Consider the following 18,832-nt stretch of genomic DNA (forward strand, 5'->3'; position numbering starts at 1 on the left):
CCCCCACCGGGCGCGGGCGCCTGTCAGCCCACATCGACCGGCAGGGCCGCGTCGATCAGGGACGCGGCCTCGGCGCAGTGGTCGCGCAGCCGCCGGGCCAGGTCGTCCACGCCGGCCGCGCCGCTTTCGCGCAGCAGCAATTCCTGTCCGCCCAAGCCGATCTCCTCCATGTCCAGCGGCTTCGTGGTCAGCAGCCGCCCCGAGGCGTGAAGCCGCCACAGAAACCGCCAGATCGACCCCAGCCGGTCCGCATCCGCCGCAGCGATCAGCCCGGCCCGCCGCCCCGCGCGCAGTTGCGCCAGCGTCCCCCGCGCCGGATCGCCCGCCCGCAGCGCCAGCGATTGCGCCAGCAGGTCGATGTCCTGCAGCCGCCCCGGCCCGACCTTGGCCTCCCACGCGCCATCCAGCGGACGGGCGGCGAAGATGCGTTCGCGCATGTCCGCCAGATCCGGCATCACGCGCGGATCGCGGCCGCGACTGCGCAAGACCTCCAGCCGCAGCGCCTCGACATCATGGGCCAGTTCCTCGGCCCTGTCGCCCGCCCAGGCCGCGACGCGGGCGCGGGTCAGGGCCAGATGTTCCCAGGTCCAGGCCTCGGTCATCTGATAGCTCTCGAAGCTCTGGATCGCGGTCGCGACCGGACCCTGCCGCCCCGACGGGCGCAGGCGCATGTCCACCTCATAAAGCCGCCCCTCGGCCGTGGGGGCCGACACGGCGGTGATCATCGCCTGGGTCAGCCGCGCGTAATAGGGGCGCGCCGCCAGCGGGCGCGGCCCGTCCGAGGATTCGGTCCCCGCCGCGTCATAGATCACGATCAGGTCCAGATCGGATCCCGCGTTCAGGCTGCGCGCGCCCAGCGAGCCCATGCCCAGCACCACCGCCCCCCGCCCCGGCGGCGGCCCATGCTTGCGGGTGAAATCGGCGGCGGTGACGGGAAACAGCGCGCCCAGGCAGGCATCGGCGATATCGGCATATTGGACGGCGGCCTCGTCCGCGTCGATCAGCCCGCGCAGGTGATGGACGCCGACCCGGAAATGCCATTCATGCGCCCAGCGGCGGGCAGTGTCCAAGGCGGCCTCGTATCCGCCGCCCGGCCCGGTCAGCGCGGAATGCAGCAGCCGGTCGGCATCGGCGCGCAGCCCCCGCGCGCCCGGCCAGGGCGAAAAGAAGCTGCCCCCCAGCACCGCGTCCAGGACGGCCGAATGCCGGGTCAGATAGGCGGCAAGGCCCGGCGCGCTGCCGCAGATGTCGACCAGCAGGTCGATCAGTTGGGGATTGGCCTCGAACAGGGAAAAGATCTGCACGCCAGCGGGCAGCGCCGACAGGAAGGCGTCGAAGCGCGACAGCGCCTCGTTCGGGTGGCCGGTGCGGGCCATGCGCGACAGCAGTTCCGGTTCGACGCGGCGGAAGATCTGCTGCGCGCGGGTGGACCGCAGCGCGGGATAGGTCTGCCAGCGGTCGATGATCGCCTGCGATTCCGCCGAGATCGCGGGGCGCGCCGCCGTATCTGCGGGCGAGAAGAAGCTGTCGGTCAGATCGTGGACATGTTCCAGCCGCGCGCGCAGCCGGGCGGACCAGGCCTCGGCGTCGGCATCGCCCATCATCGCCGCGATCAGCGCCACCCCGGCCGCATCGCGCGGCAGGCAATGGGTCTGGGCGTCGTTCACCATCTGGATGCGGTGTTCGATGTCGCGATGTTCGCGATAGTGATCGGTCAGCTGCCGCGCCACATCCGCAGGGATCCACCCCTTGTCCGCCAAGGCCGCCAGCCCGCCCACCGTGTCGCGCCGGCGCAGGTCCGGGTCGCGCCCGCCCGCGATCAACTGGCGGGTCTGGGTGAAGAATTCGATCTCGCGGATGCCGCCGCGACCCAGCTTCAGGTTGTGGCCGGGAATCTCCAGCCGCCCGCCCAGGCCCTTGTGGTCGCGGATCCGCAGGCGCATGTCGTGGGCGTCCTGGATCGCCGCGAAGTCCAGATGCTTGCGCCAGACGAAGGGGCGCAATTCACGCAGGAAGCGTTCGCCCGCCGCGACGTCGCCCGCCGCCGCCCGCGCCTTGATGAAGGCCGCGCGTTCCCAGGTTCGTCCCTCGGCCTCGTAATAGGCCAGGGCGGCGGCGGTCGAGATGCAGACCGGAGTCACCGCCGCGTCGGGCCGCAGCCGCAGGTCGGTTCGGAAGACATAGCCGTGCTCGGTCACGTCCGACAGCATCGTCGCCATCTTGCGCGTGGCCCGGATCAACGCGGCGCGCGCCTCCTGCTGGTCGGATCCCGCATAGGCGGTTTCATCGAACAGCACGATCAGGTCGATGTCCGAGCTGTAGTTCAGCTCGCGCGCGCCGCCCTTGCCCATCGCCAGGGCGAAGAGGCCGCCCGCATCGGCAGCGGTTTCGGGCAGCTTGCCGCGCCGGCGTTCCTGGGCGACCTGGACCCGCAGCGCCAGGTCGACGGCGCGGTCGGCCAGGTCGGACAGCGTGCCCGTCACCTGTTCCAGCGGCCAGACACCGCCCAGATCGGCCAGGGCGGTCAACAGCGCCACGCGGCGCTTGGCCCGGCGCAGGGCCACCGCCAGGTCGTCGGGGGACAGGGCCTCGAATCCCGCCGTCTCGCGCGCGACCACGTCGTCATGGTTCAGCGCGCCGGGCAGCCAGTCCGCCTCTTTCGCCAGCAGTCCCGCCAGATAGGGGCTGCATCCGGCGGCACCGCCGATCAGGTCCGACAGGGCCGGATCAAGCGCCGGATCCAGGGTCAGGAACAGGGCAAGCACATGCCGCGCCCGGTCGGGGTCGGCGGCGATCGGGTGGCGGGTGATGCGGGCTGCGAAATCCATGCCCGGCAGACTAGCCCAAGGCCCTTTGCCGTCAACGCCCCGTTCGGCGGGCCGTTCAAGCTTTAACCCTTTCCCCGCTTGGCGGGTGGTGCAATCATTGTTAGGCTTTCGCGCAATCGACAGGTCGGAAACACGGATCCTTTTTGGCGCATGATCAATTCTGGAACGACACTCCGCCGTAAAGGCCCGCGCTGATGCGTCATACCCTGCCCCATGCGCCGCAATTTTATGTGACGGCTCCGCAGCCCTGCCCCTATCTGCATGGCCGCGCCGAACGCAAGCTGTTCACCGCGCTGCATGGCGACAATGCGGCGGAACTGAACAACGCCCTGTCGCGCCAGGGTTTCCGGCGGTCGCAGAACGTCCTCTATCGGCCCAGTTGCGAAAGCTGCGTGGCCTGCATGTCGGCGCGGATCCGGGTGGCGGATTTCCAGCCCTCGCGCACGCAGCGGCGGCTGATGCGGCGCAATGCGGGCCTGCGGCGCCTGGCCACAAGCGCCTGGGCGACCGAGGAACAGTTCGACCTGTTCCGCCGCTATCTGGACAGCCGCCATGCGGACGGCGGGATGGCCGACATGGATATCTTCGAATTCGCCGCCATGATCGAGGAGACGCCGGTCAAGACCCGCGTGATCGAATACCGGTGCAGCGGGGACAATCCCGAACGGCTGGCGCCCGGCGACGATTTCCTGGCCGCCGTCTGCCTGACCGACGTGCTGGATGACGGGCTGAGCCTCGTCTACAGCTTCTACCATCCGATCCTGCAACCGGCCAGCCTGGGCACATACCTGATCCTCGACCATATCGAGATCGCGCGGGCGGCCAAGCTGCCCTATATCTATCTGGGCTATTGGGTGCCGGGCAGCCGCAAGATGGATTACAAGGCGCGCTTTTCCGCGCTGGAGATCTACAAGGGCGGGGTCTGGCAGAATATCGGCGACCCCCAGGATCATTCGAACGAGGCCCATCCCCTGTCCGTCGATCCCATCGTCGAACAGGTCGCGCGCATCGCCCTGCCGCAATTCGATCGCTGATCCGCGAAAGAAAATTACAATTTTTGCGCGATACGCGTCATTTTATCCGCGCGACCCCATTGACCCTGTCCGGCCGCCTCCATAGTTTGCGCCGACTCGCGGACGGTTTGCGCCGCCGGGTCTAGATGTGATGGAGGAAGGCATGTCCCGAATGATGACGGGTGCAAGAATGGTTGTCGAAGCCTTGCGCGATCAGGGCGTCGATACGGTATTCGGCTATCCGGGCGGGGCGGTGCTACCCATCTATGACGAGATTTTCCAGCAGAACGACATCACCCATGTCCTGGTGCGCCACGAACAGGGCGCGGTCCACATGGCCGAAGGCTATGCCCGGTCCACGGGCAAGCCGGGGGTCGTGCTGGTCACCTCGGGTCCGGGCGCGACGAATGCCGTCACCGGGCTGACCGACGCGCTGCTGGATTCGATCCCGCTGGTCGTGCTGTCGGGCCAGGTTCCGACCTTCATGATCGGCACCGACGGCTTCCAGGAGGCCGATACGGTCGGCATCACCCGCCCCTGCACCAAGCACAACTGGCTGGTCAAGGACACCGACAGGCTGGCCGAGACGATCCACAAGGCCTTCCAGGTCGCCACCTCGGGGCGGCCGGGGCCGGTGCTGGTCGATATTCCGAAGGACGTGCAGTTCGCCAGCGGCGCCTATGTCGGGCCGAAGCAGGTGGAACCCGCCCGCTATCAGCCGGTCCGCAAGGGCGACATCCAGGCGATCACCCGGCTGGTGGAACTGATAGAGGGGGCGGAACGACCGATCCTCTATACCGGCGGCGGCGTCATCAATTCCGGTCCCGGCGCCAGCCAGCTTTTGCGCGAACTGGCGGATGCGACCGGATTCCCGGTGACCTCGACCCTGATGGGGCTGGGCGCCTATCCGGCATCGGGCAAGAACTGGCTGGGAATGCTGGGGATGCACGGGCTGTACGAGGCGAACCTGGCGATGCATGGCTGCGACCTGATGATCAATATCGGCGCGCGCTTCGACGACCGCATCACCGGGCGCGTGGCCGATTTCAGCCCGCATTCGGTCAAGGCGCATATCGACATCGACCCGTCCAGCATCAACAAGGTGATCCGGGTCGACATCCCCATCGTCGGCGATGTGGGCCATGTCCTGGAGGATCTGCTGAAGGTCTGGAAATCGCGCGGCCGCAAGGTCAACGGCCCGGCCCTGCGCGAGTGGTGGGCGCAGATCGAGGGCTGGAAGGCCAGGAAATGCCTTGCCTATCGCAACAGCGATTCGCTGATCAAGCCGCAATACGCCCTGGAACGGCTGGAGGCGCTGACCAAGGGCCGCGACCGTTACATCACGACCGAGGTCGGCCAGCACCAGATGTGGGCGGCGCAATACCTGCATTTCGACCAGCCGAATCGCTGGATGACCTCGGGCGGGCTGGGGACCATGGGTTACGGGTTGCCCGCCAGCATCGGCGTGCAGATGGCCCATCCCGAAGCCCTGGTCATCAATGTCGCGGGCGATGCCAGCTGGCTGATGAACATGCAGGAAATGGGCACGGCGGTGCAGTTCCGCCTGCCGGTCAAGCAGTTCATCCTGAACAACGAACGGCTGGGCATGGTGCGGCAATGGCAGCAATTGCTGCATGGAGAGCGTTACAGCCAGTCCTGGTCGGACAGCCTGCCCGATTTCGTCAAGCTGGCGGACGCCTTCGGCTGCAAGGGCGCGGTGGTCAAGGATCCGAAAGGTCTGGACGAGGCGATCCAGCAGATGCTGGATTACGACGGCCCGTTCATCCTGGATGTCCTGGTCGAGAAGCACGAGAACTGCTTCCCGATGATCCCCTCGGGCAAGCCGCATAACGAGATGCTGCTGGGCGAGGCCGCGACATTCGGGGTGATCGAATCGGAAGGCGCGGTGCTGGTTTGAAACTGTCGCGTGGGGGCTTTGCCCCCGCCTGCCGGCGGGGGGGCAGGCGTTCGTCGCTGAATATGGTCCACCGGACCCTTTTCCGGGCGCTCCTCACCCCCTCGGGATATTTCTGCCAAGATGAGGCAACACAATGAACGCTTTGAACATCCAGAAGGGCGCGTCCAGCCATTCGGCCTATGACCTGCGCGATCCGAATTCCCAGGTCGAGGAAAGCCACACCCTGGCCGTGCTGGTCGAAAACGAACCGGGCGTCCTGGCGCGCGTGATCGGGCTGTTTTCCGGGCGCGGCTACAACATCGACAGCCTGACCGTGGCCGAGGTGGATCACACCGGCCACCGGTCGCGCATCACCCTGGTCACACGCGGAACCCCCGCCGTGATCGCCCAGGTCAAGGCGCAACTGGGCCGGATCGTCCCGGTCCACGAGGTCCACGACCTGACCGTGGAAGGCCCGGCCGTCGAACGGGAACTGGGGCTGTTCAAGGTGCGGGGACAAGGGGAAAAGCGGGTCGAATCGCTGCGGATCGCGGAAATCTTCCGCGCCAATGTGGTCGATTCGACGCTGGAAAGCTTTGTCTTCGAACTGGTCGGCACGCCCGGCAAGCTGGATGCCTTCGCCGACCTGATGCGGCCGCTGGGGCTGACCGATCTGGCCCGGACCGGCGTCGCGGCCCTGTCGCGCGGCGTCTAGGGCGGCTCAGCGGGCGGCGGCGGCCCTGAAAACCGGCTGGGCCGCCGTCTGCTCTCTCGGTTCGGGGGTCGAGGAGACGATTCGCAGATGCGGCTCGGCCGGGGGGGTGTTGGCGCGCAGCATGTCGGGCAGATGCGTGAATTCCTGTTCGGACAGCATCGTGACATTGCGCGCATGGCGCAGGGCGCCGATGGCTTCGCTTTCCAGTTCGACCAGATCGCCGGGTTGCGGCCAGCAGACCGCCCGCGTCAGGTTTTCGCGCCCCTGCAAATAGGCAAGGGCCGCATGATCCTCGCACCAGATCACCGCCTTTTCACGTTCCGCACTGCTCCAGACGACAACCCCGATCATTCCGAGACTCCACACGGATGCCGTGGCATCGCGTCAATGTGATCAAATCTGATTGCAGTTTATGTGCATGGTAATGTCGGAAAAAGCAAAATTCCGCCGGTTGAGCAGCTTTTTTCAAAAATTTTCGGCGGCTTTCCGCCGCACGCCTGTTCCGGGCAGGAGATTTGCACCAAGGCGCTGATTTTCCGCCCGCATTTCAGCGGTTTTTTCACAATGAAAATCGGGCCTTCGGACAACCCTGGCGTTAACGCGGGGTAACCTGTGACTTTTCTGCCGCAACTTTTGTATGATATGCCGCGTTCAGCGGATTCGGCCGCTTTGGACATCCGCCACAGCGCGCCTGACCTGGGCCAGACGGGCCGCGCGCGGGGGATGGGTGCCCAGGACATGATCGCCCGGATCGGGGATTCGCTCGAAGAACAGCGATCCGTGGATCGGATCGAAGCCCGCGTTCAGCGCCATGATGGCGCCCAGATAATCCGCCTGAAGCTCCCATTCTCGCGAATAATAGCGCGACCCGACCGAGGCGCCGATTCGCTGCGCCGTCTCGATGGCTTCCGGGTTGTTGCCATAGACCGAGGCGATGCTGCCCAGAATCACCGCCCCGGCGGCGGCGGCGCCCGCCTTGCGATCCAGGTGGTTCAGGATGTGGTGGCTGGCCTCGTGACCCACGACGAAGGCGATCTCATCGCCGTTGCGGGTCTGGGCGATCAGGGACAGGGTGAAGCCGATGATCGGGCGGCCGGTGGCGTCGATGGTCTGGAAGGCGTTGACCTCTTGCCCCGGACGGTCGTCGACGACGAACTGGAAATCGCAGTTGATCGGCTGGGTGCGCCGTTGCAGGCATTCGCGTTCGATCGCCGGTTCCATCCGGCGCATCACCGCCACGAACATGCGCGCGGCCGATTGCGGGCTGCCGTCATTGGTCAGGACCGGCGCGGGTTGGGGCGCGCCGTAAGGTCCGGACGGAATGCTGACCGGATCCATCGGCCGGGGCGCGCAGGCGGCCACGCCCAGAAGCCCTGCACCCAAGATCGCCGTGACCCGCTTCATCGCCTGCCCCTTGCCCCATCGCCGCGCCTTGGCCCGGCGCGGTCGTACCGTTTGCGTTGGCCGATCTTAGCCGGTCGTGAAAACCCGCGCAAACCCTGCCCGCTTGCCCCTGGCGCCGCATCACGCGAATGTCGTCCCGAACCAAGGAGGCCCGCGATGTTCACCATCGAGCATGATTTCGACGCCACCGTCATCACCCTGATCGACGAAGCCGATCCCGATACCGGCCCGCTGAACGAGGATGTGGTGATCCTGTCCTTCGACGACCGCGTGGTGCTGGAACAGGTCGGTCCAGACGACGAGGTGGTGCGCATCACCCTGTCGATGCACCAGCTGGCCGAACTGCGCCTGGCCCTGAACCTGCCCGAGGGGAATTACCGCATCGACCGGGGCTGATCGACGCGGAACAGCTTGTCGCGCGAGGTGGCGCCGCGCAGCAGCGTCAGCTGCGACCGGGGCACGTCCAGGGCCTTTGACAGCAGCCGGATCACCGCGTCGTTCGCCTTGCCGTCCTCGGGGACGGTGGTGGTGTGGACGCGCAGGCCATCCTCGGCCAGGATGACGGCATTGCGGCGCGCGCGGGGCGTCACGCGCACGGCCAGGGTGGCGCCGGGAACGGCCAGATGGCGCAGATCGTCGCTCATGGCCGCAGCATCCCGTCTGCCGCCGCCGCTGGCAAGCCTTGCTTGCGCGTCCCGCCCGTTTCGGGAAGAACAGCCGGAAAGGAGAACGCCATGACCCATCGCAACGATGCCGCCCTGGACTTTCTGGCGACGCGCCGGTCGCACCCGCCCAAGATGCTGCGCGAACCCGCCCCCGACCGGGCCGAGATCCTGCGCCTGCTGACCCTGGCCGCGCGCGTCCCCGACCACGGCAAGCTGGAGCCCTGGCGCTTCGTGGTGCTGGAACGCGCGGTCCTGGACCGGCTGGCGCCGGTGCTGCGCGCGCAGGTGCTGGCCGCGGGCCAGGATCAGGCGGCGGCCGACAAGGCGGCCTCGGCCTTCGGGTCGCCGGTGATCGTGGCGGTGGTGTCGGCGCCCGTCGCCAGCGACAAGGTGCCGGGCTGGGAACAGTTCCTGTCGGCAGGCGCGGTCTGCCTGGGGCTGGTGAATGCGGCGCTCGCCTCGGGCTGGGGGGCGGCCTGGCTGACCGGTCCGGCGGTGCTGGACGAGACCTTCGGGCGCAGCCACCTGGGCCTGACCGATGGCGAACGCCTGGTGGGCCTGGTCCATCTGGGCAGCCGGGGGGACGCGCCGCCCGAACGCCCGCGCCCCGACGTCGCCGCCAAGACGTGCTGGCTGGAATGATCGTCTTTCGCGCCCTCACCCTGGGCTGGCTGGATCTGCTGCGGCCGCGCATCCTGCGGCTGGCCCTGATGGGCGTCGCGCTGACCGTCCTGCTGTTCGTCGTCCTGCAATCGGCGCTGTTCTGGGCGGTCCGCAGCTTCGTGCCGGGCAGCCTGTCGCTGCCCTGGATCGGCACGCTGGATGTCGGATCGGCGCTGTCCTGGGGGTCGCTGGCGCTGTTCCCGCTGATGGGGTTCTTCCTGATGGCCCCCGTCGCCGCAGGCTTTTCCGGCCTGTTCGCCGATCATGTCGCCGACGCGGTCGAGGAGATGCACTATCCCGCCCGCCAGGGCGCCTCGCTGGATTTCCTGGACGGGCTGCTGGAATCGGTCGCGGTGATGCTGGCCGTGCTGGCGGTCGCGATCCTGTCGCTGTTCCTGACGCCGGTCCTGGGTCCGCTGGCGCCGCTGCTGTTCTTCGGCGCGAACGGCTGGCTGCTGGGGCGGGAGTTCTTTCAGATGGCCGCCCGCCGCCACATGGATCAACCCCAAGCCACCGCCCTGCGCAAGGCGAATGCGGGGCGCGTGACGCTGGCGGGCGTGCTGGTCGCGGTGGCCCTGGTGATTCCCCTGGTCAATATCGCGGTGCCGCTGCTGGCGGCAGCGGCCTTCACGCATCTGTTCCACCTGATCAGCGGATCAGCCGGTCCAGATTCTCGATATCCGCGCGGGTGATCAGCCCGCCCAGGATCACATAGGCGATCGCGGCCCAGATGATCGCCGCGATCACCGTGGTCCAGATCAGCTTGCCCTTCAGCCGCAGGTCGGCGGGCGCGCCTGCCGGGGTGCCCGGCACGATCTCGCCCGCGTCCTGCTGGCTGCGCTGGCCGATCACAACGACGATGAACAGCGTCAGGAACCACAGGACGGCGAACAGGACGATGCCCCCGGTCAGGTTCATCAGACCTGCTCCAGTTCGATGAGGCAGCCGTTGAAATCCTTGGGATGCAGGAACAGGACCGGCTTGCCATGGGCGCCGATCCTGGGTTCGCCGCTGCCCAGGACGCGGGCGCCTTCGGATTTCAGGCGGTCGCGGGCGGCCAGGATGTCCTCCACCTCGAAGCACATGTGATGGATGCCGCCGGACGGGTTCTTGTCCAGGAATCCCTGGATCGGGCTGTTCTCGCCCAGGGGATACAGCAGTTCGATCTTGGTGTTGGGCAGTTCGATGAAGACCACCGTCACGCCATGGTCCGGTTCGTCCTGGGGCGCGCCGACCCTGGCGCCCAGCGTATCGGCATATTGGGCGGATGCCGCAGCCAGGTCGGGAACCGCGATGGCCACATGGTTAAGACGTCCGATCATCCTGTCCTCCGGGTTTTGGGCGGTTCTAGGGCTTTCCGCGCGGCGGCGAAAGGAAAACCCAACCGCGTTAACCGCTTCTTAGCGAATCGGCGGCTAACTGACAGGGCCACATCGGTAAGGGGTACATGACATGCAGAACGACATCGCATCCGAGGTGACCGACGCCTTGCCCATCTGGCGCGTCTCGATGCCCAACCGGCCGCTGACCGGCCTGACCGTTCTTGTGGTCGAGGATTCGCGCTTCGCCAGCGAGGCCGTGCGGCTGCTGTGCCTGCGGTCGGGGGCGCGGATCCGGCGGGCCGACTGCCTGCGCTCGGCCGCCCGGCATTTGCAGACCTATCGCCCGGCGGTGGTGATCGTCGATCTGGGCCTGCCCGACGGCAACGGCGCGGATCTGATCCGCCAGATCGCCGCGACCGAACCCCGCGTTCCGGTGCTGCTGGGCATCTCGGGCGATCCCGACCTGGCCGATGCGGCCCTGATGGCGGGGGCGGACGGTTTCCTGGCCAAGCCCATCGAAAGCCTGGCGGTGTTCCAGCAGACCATCCTGTCGGCCCTGCCGGTCGAGGCGCGGGGCCTCGGCCTGCACATCCTGCCGGATGAGGCGAATGAGGTGATCCGGCCCGACCCCTCGGGGCTGCGCGATGATCTGGCCCATGTGGCCGAAATCCTGTCCACGGCGCAGGATACCGCGGCGGTCGACTATATCGCGCATTTCCTGGCGGGAATCGCCCGTTCCGCCCATGACCCGGTGCTGGAGGCCGCGGCCACCGCGCTTGCGCGCGACCGCGACGCGGGCCACGCCCTGGCCACCGATCTTGCGCGGATCAGCGGGCTGGTCCAGGAACGGCTGGCCCGCGTCGCAGGGATGTGATCAGCGCCCATCGCTGCGCCGATCAAGCCGGCCGGGCGGACGATGCGCAGGAACGACGCATGGCCGGCAGCCCGTACGGTGCCGGGATCCAGGGTCGCCCGGAACAGCGGATCGCCGGAAGCCTCGGCCCGCACGGCCCAGGCCCGATACCCCTGCCCATCGGCAAAAAAGGGACCGTAGGGCATATAAGTCCACAGGCTGTCATGGTTCGGCCACAGGGGCGGCAACAGGGCGCTGTGGATCGGCCGGTCCGCCGGGGCCGGGCGGCGGCGCGAAACCGGCAAGGTCGGGCCGGGAATGGTCTGGCATCGTTGATCGTCCGGGCTGCGGTCGCGTCAGAATGCGCGGCTCCTCGCCCATGTCGAGGCCCGGAAAGACGCTGCGTTCCAGATGCCGGACACCCCCGCCCATGACGCAGGGAGCATGGGCGCGGACGTGGCGCAGGGGCCTACTCTTTCGGCAGGACGCGCAGGCGCAGGTCGCGCAATTGTTCGTTGGTGGGTTCCGAAGGGGCGCCCATCATCAGATCCTCGGCCCGCTGGTTCATGGGGAACATGATGACCTGGCGGATGTTCACCTCGTCGGCCAGCAGCATCACGATCCGGTCGATGCCTGCGGCACATCCCCCGTGCGGCGGCGCGCCATAGCGGAAGGCCTTGACCATGCCGCCGAAACGCTTTTCCACCTCACTGGCCGGATAGCCCGCCAGTTCGAAGGCCTTGAACATGATCTCGGGCTTGTGGTTGCGGATCGCGCCGGAGATCAGTTCATAGCCGTTGCAGGCGAGGTCGTATTGGAAGCCCTTGACCTGCAAGGGGTCGCCCGACAGCGCCTCCAGCCCGCCCTGCGGCATGGAGAACGGGTTGTGGGAAAAGTCGATCTTGCCGTCGTCGGTCTTTTCATACATCGGGAAATCGACGATCCAGGCGAACTTGAACTGGTTTTCATCGGTCAGGCCCAGTTCCCGGCCGATCTCGTTGCGGGCGCGGCCCGCGACGGCCTCGAACTGTTCGGGCTTGCCGCCCAGGAAAAAGGCCGCATCGCCCTCGCCCAGGCCAAGCTGGATGCGGATCGCCTCGGTCGGCTCGTGGCCCAGGGCCTTGGCGATGGGACCGGCGGCTTCGGTCGACCCGTCCTCGGCCTTGCGCCAGAAGATATAGCCCATGCCCGGCAGGCCCTCGCGCTGCGCGAAGGCGTTCATGCGGTCGGCGAACTTGCGGGAACCGCCGGTCGGCGCGGGGATGGCGCGGACCTCGGTTCCCTCCTGCTCCAGCAGCTTGGCGAAGATGCCGAAGCCCGAGCCGCGGAAATGGTCGCTGACCACCTGCATCTGGATCGGGTTGCGCAGGTCGGGCTTGTCGCTGCCGTATTTCAGCATCGATTCCGCGTAAGGAATGCGCGGCCAGTCGGCATCGACCGGGCGGCCGCCGCCGAATTCCTCGAACAGGCCCTGGATCACCGGCTGGATGGCGGCGAACACGTCCTCCTGCTCGACAAAGGACATCTCCAGGTCAAGCTGGTAGAAGTCGGTCGGGCTGCGGTCGGCGCGGGGATCCTCGTCGCGGAAGCAGGGGGCGATCTGGAAATAACGGTCGAAGCCCGCGACCATGATCAGCTGCTTGAACTGCTGGGGGGCCTGCGGCAGCGCGTAGAACTTGCCCGGATGCAGGCGCGAGGGCACCAGGAAGTCGCGCGCGCCTTCGGGCGAGGACGCGGTGATGATCGGCGTCTGGAATTCGGTGAAGCCCTGGTCCCACATGCGGTTGCGCAAGGACCGGATCACCTTGGAACGCAGCATGATGTTGTTGTGCAGGCTCTCGCGCCGCAGGTCCAGGAAGCGATAGGCGAGGCGCGTTTCCTCGGGGTATTCCTGGTCGCCGAAGACCGGCAGCGGCAGTTCGTCCGCCGGGCCAAGCACCTCCAGGTCGGTCGCATAGACCTCGATCTCTCCGGTGGGCAGCTTGGCGTTCACCAGGCTGGGGTCGCGCAGCTTCACGCGGCCGTCGATGCGGATCACGGTTTCCGCGCGCAGCTTGTCCATCGCGGCGAAGGCCGGGCTGTCGCTGTCGGCCAGCACCTGGGTCATGCCGTAATGATCGCGCAGGTCGACGAACAGCACGCCGCCATGATCGCGGACCCGGTGGACCCAGCCCGACAGGCGGACGGTTTCACCGGCATTCGCGGCGGTCAGATCGCCGCAGGTATGGCTGCGATAGGCGTGCATGGTCGTTCCCCGAATAATCCGCCCCGCATCAAGCGCGGCGGGGGCGGGAAGTCAACCTGTCTAGAACGGACGCACCACGTTGCCGGTATAGAAATAGGCGCCCATGCCCACGGTGAACAGCACGTTCCCGGCAACCGCGTGCAGCAGCCAGGCCGCCGGAAAGCCATAGCGCAGATAGGCGCGGGCGAAGATCCAGCCGCCGACGAAGGTCATGACCGCCACCACCGCCGACCAGTACATCAGATGCGCAAAGGAGAAGATCCCGGCATTGATGGCGATGGCCCCCTGCCCCGCAGGCAGCAGCGCGCCATAGCGGTGGAAGAACAGCGGCCGGAAGATCAGTTCCTGCGGCAGGGCGGACAGCAGCGGATAGAACACCCAGATCAGCGGCAGCATCCCCGACCGCAGCATGGTGAACAGCCGTTCGGGATAGGTCACATACAGGATCGCCACCCCCGCCAGCAGGGTGACGGCCGACAGGGCCAGAACCTCCAGCAAGGGCACCCGGCGCCAGCCCCGGACCAGCGACCGGAAACCGAAGCCGCCGGTGCGCCACAGCAGGAACAGGCCCACCAGCGAGAATACGGCCAGCGCCTCGAACAGGTGACGGCCCGGCATGAACAGCGCAATCGCCAGCGGCGCCCCGATATAGAGCGCCGCGAACTCGATCCCCAGCCAGATCCGGGGTCTTACCGTGTCAGTCGTGTTTGCAACCATCGGACCCAATCCGCGCGTGTCCCGGCAAAGGCGTTAAGGTCGGTATTCCCGCGGATCCCCGGAACGATGCCGGTCCCGGTATATTGCCAGAAGGCCCAACGCTGGCCGGGATAGGGAACGCTGGGATGGTTCGCGACGGACCGCAGCCAGAATTCGGCGCGCATGTCGCCCAGCCGGTTGTCGCGATAGAAATCGACGGTCGTATAGATGATCGGCCGCTGGCCATAGTGACGGCCCACGATGTCCATGAAGATGGACGCCTGCTGCTTGATCTCCTGCGGAGAGGGGCGATAGGGGCAGGTCCGGGAATTGGTCCATTCCAGGTCGATGACCGGCGGCAGCGACCCGATCTCGCGCGGCACCTGGCGGATGAACCAGGCGGCCTGTTCCGCGCCTGAGCGGCAGAAATAGTAATAATGATAGGCACCGCGCGGGATGCGCGCCTCGGCGGCCTCGCGCCAGTAGCGATGGAAGCTGGGGTCGTAATGGTCGCCTCCTTCGGTCGCCTTGATGAAGGCAAAGCTGATGCCCGCGTTGCGGACACGGTTCCAGTCGATGTCGCCCTGCCAGCGGGACACGTCGATGCCGTGGACCGCATGGGCGTAGGGGTGGCGCCCGCCCCAGTCGTGGGGGGCGGAATCGCCCAGTTGCGGGTTGGCGCCGGGGCCTGGGGCGGGCCTGTATCCGCCGCGTTCGGGCGTGCGCGCGCAGGCCACCGCCAATACCAACATCAAGCCAAGCAATAGCGTAGAAAAAACCCTCATCCTGCCCTCGAATGCCGTCCTGAACCGGATCTTGTTGCGCCCCGCTTATCGCAAAGGCGTGAGGCAAAGTCACCGGGCCGTGACGGTCACGAGTGCGTCAGAGAAGGGCTTACTGGTCGGCAGGCTCTCCCTCGGCGACGGGCGCGGCGTCGGTGCCCCGGACCGCGCCTTCCTCGACCTGCGGGGTGCCGGGTGGCGACACCGCCGGGGGCGCGGTGCCGTCCGTGCCCTCGGCGCCGGTGACGGGGGTTTCGGCGGGCGGGGGCGTGGTGGCGATGCCGTCGTTCTGTTCGTTCATGCCGGGCCGGAAGACCAGAAAGGCCAGGATCGCCGCCAGCAGCGCGACGACGATCGCGATCAGCGCGGGCCGGTGCCGGCTGGCCGACCGCTGCGGGTTGTTGTCGTTGTGGGACATGGGGTTCATCTCCGAATGGCTTGGAAATGCAACGGCAGGACGCGAACCCTAGTTCCGGTCCGGCACCAGCTTTCCGGGGTTCAGGATGTCATGGGGATCAAGCGCCGCCTTGATCTGGCCCATCAGTTGCCATCCCTCGCCATGCTGGGCGGCCATCAGTCCGCGCTTGCCGATGCCGACGCCATGTTCGCCGCTGATCGTGCCGCCCACGGCAAGCGCCCGTTCCGCCATGCGCAGGGCCACCCGCTTGGCCGCCGCGATCTCGTCGGCATTGCCCGGATCGACCAGCAGCAGGGAATGGAAATTGCCGTCCCCCACATGGCCCAGGATCGGGCCGACCAGCCCCTCGGCGGCGATGTCCTGCGCGGCGGCATGGACGGCGGCGGGCAGATGCGACATCGGCACGCAGACATCGGTGATCAGCCCCGAGGCGCCCGGCCGTAACGCCAGGCAGGCATGATAGGCGCCGTGGCGCATCCGCCACAGCCGGGCGCGATCCTCGGCCGTGGTGGCCCAGTCGAAGCCCTGGGCGCCGAATTCGGCGGCGATCTCGCCGAACCGCGCCGCATCCTCGCGGACGGCGCCGGGGCTGCCGTGGAATTCGATCATCAGATGCGGCGTTTCGGGCAGGCTGCTGCCCGAATCCAGGTTGAAGGCGCGGGCAGAATCCGCGTCGACGAATTCGATCCGCGCCATCGGGATCCCCGACTGGATCGTCGCGCTGACGCATTCCACCGCCTGATCCAGGCTGTCGAAGGCGCAGACGGCGGCCGCGACCTCCTCGGGCTGGCCGTGCAGGCGGACCGTCAGCTCGGTGATGACGCCCAGGGTGCCCTCGGATCCGACGAACAGCCCTGTCAGGTCATAGCCCGCGCTGGATTTCGCGGCGCGGGTGCCGGTGCGGATGATGCGCCCGTCGGCCAGCACCACCTGCAAGCCCAGCAGATTGTCGCGCATCGTGCCATAGCGCACCGCCGTGGTGCCGCTGGCCCGCGTCGCCGCCATCCCGCCCAGGGAAGCATTGGCGCCGGGATCGACCGGGAAGAACAGCCCGGTGGCGCGCAATTCGGTGTTCAGCGCCTCGCGCGTGACGCCCGGCTGGACGCTGGCCTGCATGTCCTCGGGGCGCACCTCCAGCACCTTGTCCATGCGCGACAGATCCAGGCTGATGCCGCCCCTGAACGGCAGGGCATGGCCCTCCAGCGACGTGCCGGTGCCCCAGGCGATCACAGGAACGCGCGCGTCGTTGCAGGCCGACAGGATCGCCGCGACCTCCTCGGCGGTCTCGGGCCAGGCCACGGCATCGGGCGGAGGGGATCGGTGGAACGCCTCGGACTGGGCGTGGTGGTCGCGGTCCGCGGCGGTTTCGGACAGGCGGTTGCCCAGGATGGCGCGCAAGCGGCCGGAAATCGCGGTGGGCAGGCTCATGGTTCGGTCCCCTCGTTGTTGGCGGCAGGTTAGCGGCAAGATGAAACTTGGCAAACCCCACCGCGTTCTGTCATCAAAGGGATACAAAAACGCCATACCGTCGCGCCAGCCAGGCCCTTGCCAGAATTTGGACTTTCCAGGATCCCAGATGGACACCAACCGGATTTCCCCCTTGTACCCAACCGCAGCGCAGGGTGGCGATCACGCCCTGCCCCAGGGCCTGCGGCCCGAGACGGGGGCACGGTCCGACCGGGCCTATGTCACGCTGGTGACCAATCCCGACTATCTTCCGGGGGCCGAGGCGCTGCTGCGGTCGCTGAAGCTGACCGGCACGCGCGCCGATCTGGCGGTGATGCATCGCGGCCTTGGCCCGGCGCATCTGGCGCGGCTGCGCGCCCACGGCGCCCGGCTGATCGCCGCCGACCTGCTGCCGACCTCGGATGCGTTCGACCGCGCCCACGCAAGGGACGCGCTGCACGCCCGCGCGGCGTTCACCCAGGGCGGCAAGCCCGATTTCCACACCCCGCTGGACAATTTCGTCAAGCTGCGGCTGTGGCAGCTGGATTACGACCGCTGCGTCTTCATCGACGCCGACGCGGTGGTGCTGCGGTCGGTCGAAAAGCTGTTCGAACTGCCGGAATTCTGCGCCGCGCCCAATGTCTATGACGGGCTGGACGGGTTCCACAGGATGAATTCGGGCGTCTTCACGGCCCGCCCCGACATCCGCACCTTCAACGCGATGATGTCGCATCTGGACCGCCCCGGCGTCTTCTGGCGGCGCACCGACCAGACCTTCCTGCAAGACTATTTCCCCGACTGGCACGGCCTGTCGATCCATCACAACATGCTGCAATATGTCTGGATGAACATGCCCGAGCTGTGGAGCTGGGAGGACATCCGCATCCTGCATTTCCAATACGAAAAGCCTTGGCAGGACCACGGCAAGACCCATCTTCTGCGCCCCCTGATCGACCTGTGGCGCGCCATCGCCGAGGGTCAGCCGGTGCCCGACCTGGCAGCCCAGGTCCGCCCCGCCGCCTGATGCGCATCGCCCTGACCGGCGCCTCGGGCATCGTCGGCGGCTTCGTGCTGCGCGCGGCGCAGGCGGCGGGGCACCGGGTCACGCGCCTGGACCGCGGCAACGGCTTCCAGCTTGGCGGCGACCCTGACCTGCGCGGCCATGACGCGCTGATCCACTGCGCCTTCGCCCATGCCCCCGGCCGCTATCGGGGAGGAGAGGGCGACGACCCCGAAACCTTCCTGCGCCTGAACGGCGACGGCACCCGCCGCCTGTTCGACGCGGCCGCCCGCGACGGGGTCGAACGGATCGTCTTCCTGTCCTCGCGCGCGGTCCATGACGGCTATCCCGCAGGCACATCGCTGCCCGACGACCTGCCCGCCCGGCCCGCCGATCTCTATGGCCAGGTCAAGGCGGATGCCGAGACCCACCTTGCGCGGCTGCCCGTGAACGGCACGGCGGTCCGCGCGACCGGAGTCTATGGCCCCGGCCCCGCGAACAAATGGCGCGACCTCTTCGAGGACTATCTGGCCGGCCGCCCCGTCCCGCCCCGCATCGCGACCGAGGTCCATGGCGACGACCTCGCCGCCGCGATCCTGCTGCTGCTGGACCAGCCGGACCCGCCCCGGCAGGTGAATTGCAGCGACCTGATCCTGGACCGCCACGATCTGCTGGCACGGGTCCAGGCCCTGACCGGCTGCCCGCATCCCCTGCCCGCCCGCGCGGATCCCGCGCCGTTGCGCGTGCAACGCTGCGACCGGCTGCACCGGATCGGATGGCGCCCCGGCGGCATGACAAAGCTGCGGACCGCCCTGCCCGATCTTCTGTGCTGAAATATCCTCGGGGGCAGGACGCCGCAGGCGTCCGCAGGGAGCGGACAGCCCC

At 67.7% G+C, this 18,832-nt stretch carries 20 protein-coding genes; 9 read left to right on the forward strand and 11 right to left on the reverse strand.

The window, feature by feature from the left end:
• Positions 1 to 23 precede the first annotated feature (23 nt).
• On the reverse strand, positions 24 to 2,828 hold the full coding sequence (locus PXD02_RS12490) for a [protein-PII] uridylyltransferase family protein (RefSeq protein ID WP_275104191.1): 2,805 nt from the start codon (positions 2,826 to 2,828) through the stop codon (positions 24 to 26).
• Between the two features lie 194 nt (positions 2,829 to 3,022).
• On the opposite strand from PXD02_RS12490, the gene PXD02_RS12495 reads away from it, so the two are divergent.
• From PXD02_RS12495 to ilvN, 3 genes are all read left to right on the forward strand, one after another.
• The gene (locus PXD02_RS12495; protein ID WP_275104192.1) at positions 3,023 to 3,862 is read left to right on the forward strand and encodes an arginyltransferase; all 840 of its coding nucleotides are present in this window, start codon (positions 3,023 to 3,025) and stop codon (positions 3,860 to 3,862) included.
• Positions 3,863 to 4,004: 142 nt separating this feature from the next.
• A complete protein-coding gene (locus PXD02_RS12500; protein ID WP_275104193.1) occupies positions 4,005 to 5,759 on the forward strand; it encodes an acetolactate synthase 3 large subunit in 1,755 nt (584 codons plus the stop codon).
• A gap of 133 nt (positions 5,760 to 5,892) precedes the next feature.
• The gene (gene ilvN / locus PXD02_RS12505) at positions 5,893 to 6,453 is read left to right on the forward strand and encodes an acetolactate synthase small subunit (RefSeq protein ID WP_275104194.1); all 561 of its coding nucleotides are present in this window, start codon (positions 5,893 to 5,895) and stop codon (positions 6,451 to 6,453) included.
• 6 nt (positions 6,454 to 6,459) lie between these two features.
• On the opposite strand, the gene PXD02_RS12510 is transcribed toward ilvN, so the two are convergent.
• A complete protein-coding gene (locus tag PXD02_RS12510; protein ID WP_275104195.1) occupies positions 6,460 to 6,804 on the reverse strand; it encodes a hypothetical protein in 345 nt (114 codons plus the stop codon).
• Between the two features lie 300 nt (positions 6,805 to 7,104).
• Positions 7,105 to 7,857 carry a M48 family metallopeptidase gene (locus tag PXD02_RS12515; protein ID WP_275104196.1) on the reverse strand — a complete coding sequence of 251 codons (753 nt, stop codon included), beginning with the start codon at positions 7,855 to 7,857 and terminating at the stop codon, positions 7,105 to 7,107.
• 156 nt (positions 7,858 to 8,013) lie between these two features.
• Here PXD02_RS12515 and PXD02_RS12520 point away from each other — a divergent pair, with 156 nt between their 5' ends.
• Entirely contained in the window at positions 8,014 to 8,253 is a 240-nt protein-coding gene (locus tag PXD02_RS12520) for a hypothetical protein (protein ID WP_126152779.1), read from the forward strand.
• Here PXD02_RS12520 and PXD02_RS12525 read toward each other — a convergent pair.
• Positions 8,232 to 8,501: a DUF167 domain-containing protein gene (locus PXD02_RS12525; RefSeq protein WP_275104197.1), complete on the reverse strand. Its 270-nt coding sequence runs from the start codon at positions 8,499 to 8,501 to the stop codon at positions 8,232 to 8,234. The genes PXD02_RS12520 and PXD02_RS12525 overlap by 22 nt on opposite strands.
• A 90-nt stretch (positions 8,502 to 8,591) precedes the next feature.
• Here PXD02_RS12525 and PXD02_RS12530 point away from each other — a divergent pair, with 90 nt between their 5' ends.
• Positions 8,592 to 9,164, forward strand: a complete 573-nt coding sequence (locus tag PXD02_RS12530; protein WP_275104198.1) for a nitroreductase family protein — start codon at positions 8,592 to 8,594, stop codon at positions 9,162 to 9,164.
• Positions 9,161 to 9,877 carry an EI24 domain-containing protein gene (locus PXD02_RS12535; RefSeq protein ID WP_275104199.1) on the forward strand — a complete coding sequence of 239 codons (717 nt, stop codon included), beginning with the start codon at positions 9,161 to 9,163 and terminating at the stop codon, positions 9,875 to 9,877. The genes PXD02_RS12530 and PXD02_RS12535 overlap by 4 nt, the downstream gene beginning before the upstream one ends.
• Here PXD02_RS12535 and PXD02_RS12540 read toward each other — a convergent pair.
• Both PXD02_RS12540 and mce read right to left on the reverse strand, forming a co-directional pair.
• Complete coding sequence (locus PXD02_RS12540; RefSeq protein WP_275104200.1) at positions 9,834 to 10,103, reverse strand: DUF1467 family protein; 270 nt, start codon at positions 10,101 to 10,103, stop codon at positions 9,834 to 9,836. The two genes, PXD02_RS12535 and PXD02_RS12540, sit on opposite strands and share 44 nt — an antisense overlap.
• A complete protein-coding gene (gene mce, locus PXD02_RS12545; protein WP_275104201.1) occupies positions 10,103 to 10,507 on the reverse strand; it encodes a methylmalonyl-CoA epimerase in 405 nt (134 codons plus the stop codon). Before mce ends, PXD02_RS12540 begins: the two co-directional genes overlap by 1 nt.
• 130 nt (positions 10,508 to 10,637) lie before the next feature.
• Between mce and PXD02_RS12550 the strand changes: the two genes are divergently transcribed.
• Complete coding sequence (locus PXD02_RS12550; RefSeq protein WP_473092023.1) at positions 10,638 to 11,381, forward strand: response regulator; 744 nt, start codon at positions 10,638 to 10,640, stop codon at positions 11,379 to 11,381.
• 448 nt (positions 11,382 to 11,829) lie between these two features.
• Here PXD02_RS12550 and aspS read toward each other — a convergent pair whose 3' ends face one another.
• From aspS to PXD02_RS12575, 5 genes are all read right to left on the reverse strand, one after another.
• Positions 11,830 to 13,605, reverse strand: coding sequence for an aspartate--tRNA ligase (aspS, locus tag PXD02_RS12555; protein WP_126152785.1), 1,776 nt, complete (start codon positions 13,603 to 13,605; stop codon positions 11,830 to 11,832).
• Positions 13,606 to 13,665: 60 nt separating this feature from the next.
• Entirely contained in the window at positions 13,666 to 14,322 is a 657-nt protein-coding gene (locus PXD02_RS12560) for a CPBP family intramembrane glutamic endopeptidase (protein ID WP_126152786.1), read from the reverse strand.
• Positions 14,295 to 15,053, reverse strand: coding sequence for a glycoside hydrolase family 25 protein (locus PXD02_RS12565; RefSeq protein ID WP_241232623.1), 759 nt, complete (start codon positions 15,051 to 15,053; stop codon positions 14,295 to 14,297). Before PXD02_RS12565 ends, PXD02_RS12560 begins: the two co-directional genes overlap by 28 nt.
• A gap of 142 nt (positions 15,054 to 15,195) precedes the next feature.
• Positions 15,196 to 15,501: a hypothetical protein gene (locus tag PXD02_RS12570; RefSeq protein WP_275104202.1), complete on the reverse strand. Its 306-nt coding sequence runs from the start codon at positions 15,499 to 15,501 to the stop codon at positions 15,196 to 15,198.
• A gap of 48 nt (positions 15,502 to 15,549) precedes the next feature.
• On the reverse strand, positions 15,550 to 16,929 hold the full coding sequence (locus tag PXD02_RS12575) for an FAD-binding oxidoreductase (protein ID WP_275104203.1): 1,380 nt from the start codon (positions 16,927 to 16,929) through the stop codon (positions 15,550 to 15,552).
• 208 nt (positions 16,930 to 17,137) lie between these two features.
• Between PXD02_RS12575 and PXD02_RS12580 the strand changes: the two genes are divergently transcribed.
• Together PXD02_RS12580 and PXD02_RS12585 are read left to right on the forward strand one after the other, a co-directional pair.
• Positions 17,138 to 17,971, forward strand: a complete 834-nt coding sequence (locus tag PXD02_RS12580) for a glycosyltransferase (protein ID WP_275106421.1) — start codon at positions 17,138 to 17,140, stop codon at positions 17,969 to 17,971.
• Entirely contained in the window at positions 17,971 to 18,780 is an 810-nt protein-coding gene (locus tag PXD02_RS12585; protein ID WP_275104204.1) for an NAD-dependent epimerase/dehydratase family protein, read from the forward strand. Before PXD02_RS12580 ends, PXD02_RS12585 begins: the two co-directional genes overlap by 1 nt.
• Positions 18,781 to 18,832: the final 52 nt, after the last annotated feature.

Origin of the sequence: Paracoccus sp. S3-43 (assembly GCF_029027965.1) — a bacterium.
In the GTDB taxonomy this organism is placed as follows: Bacteria; Pseudomonadota; Alphaproteobacteria; order Rhodobacterales; family Rhodobacteraceae; genus Paracoccus.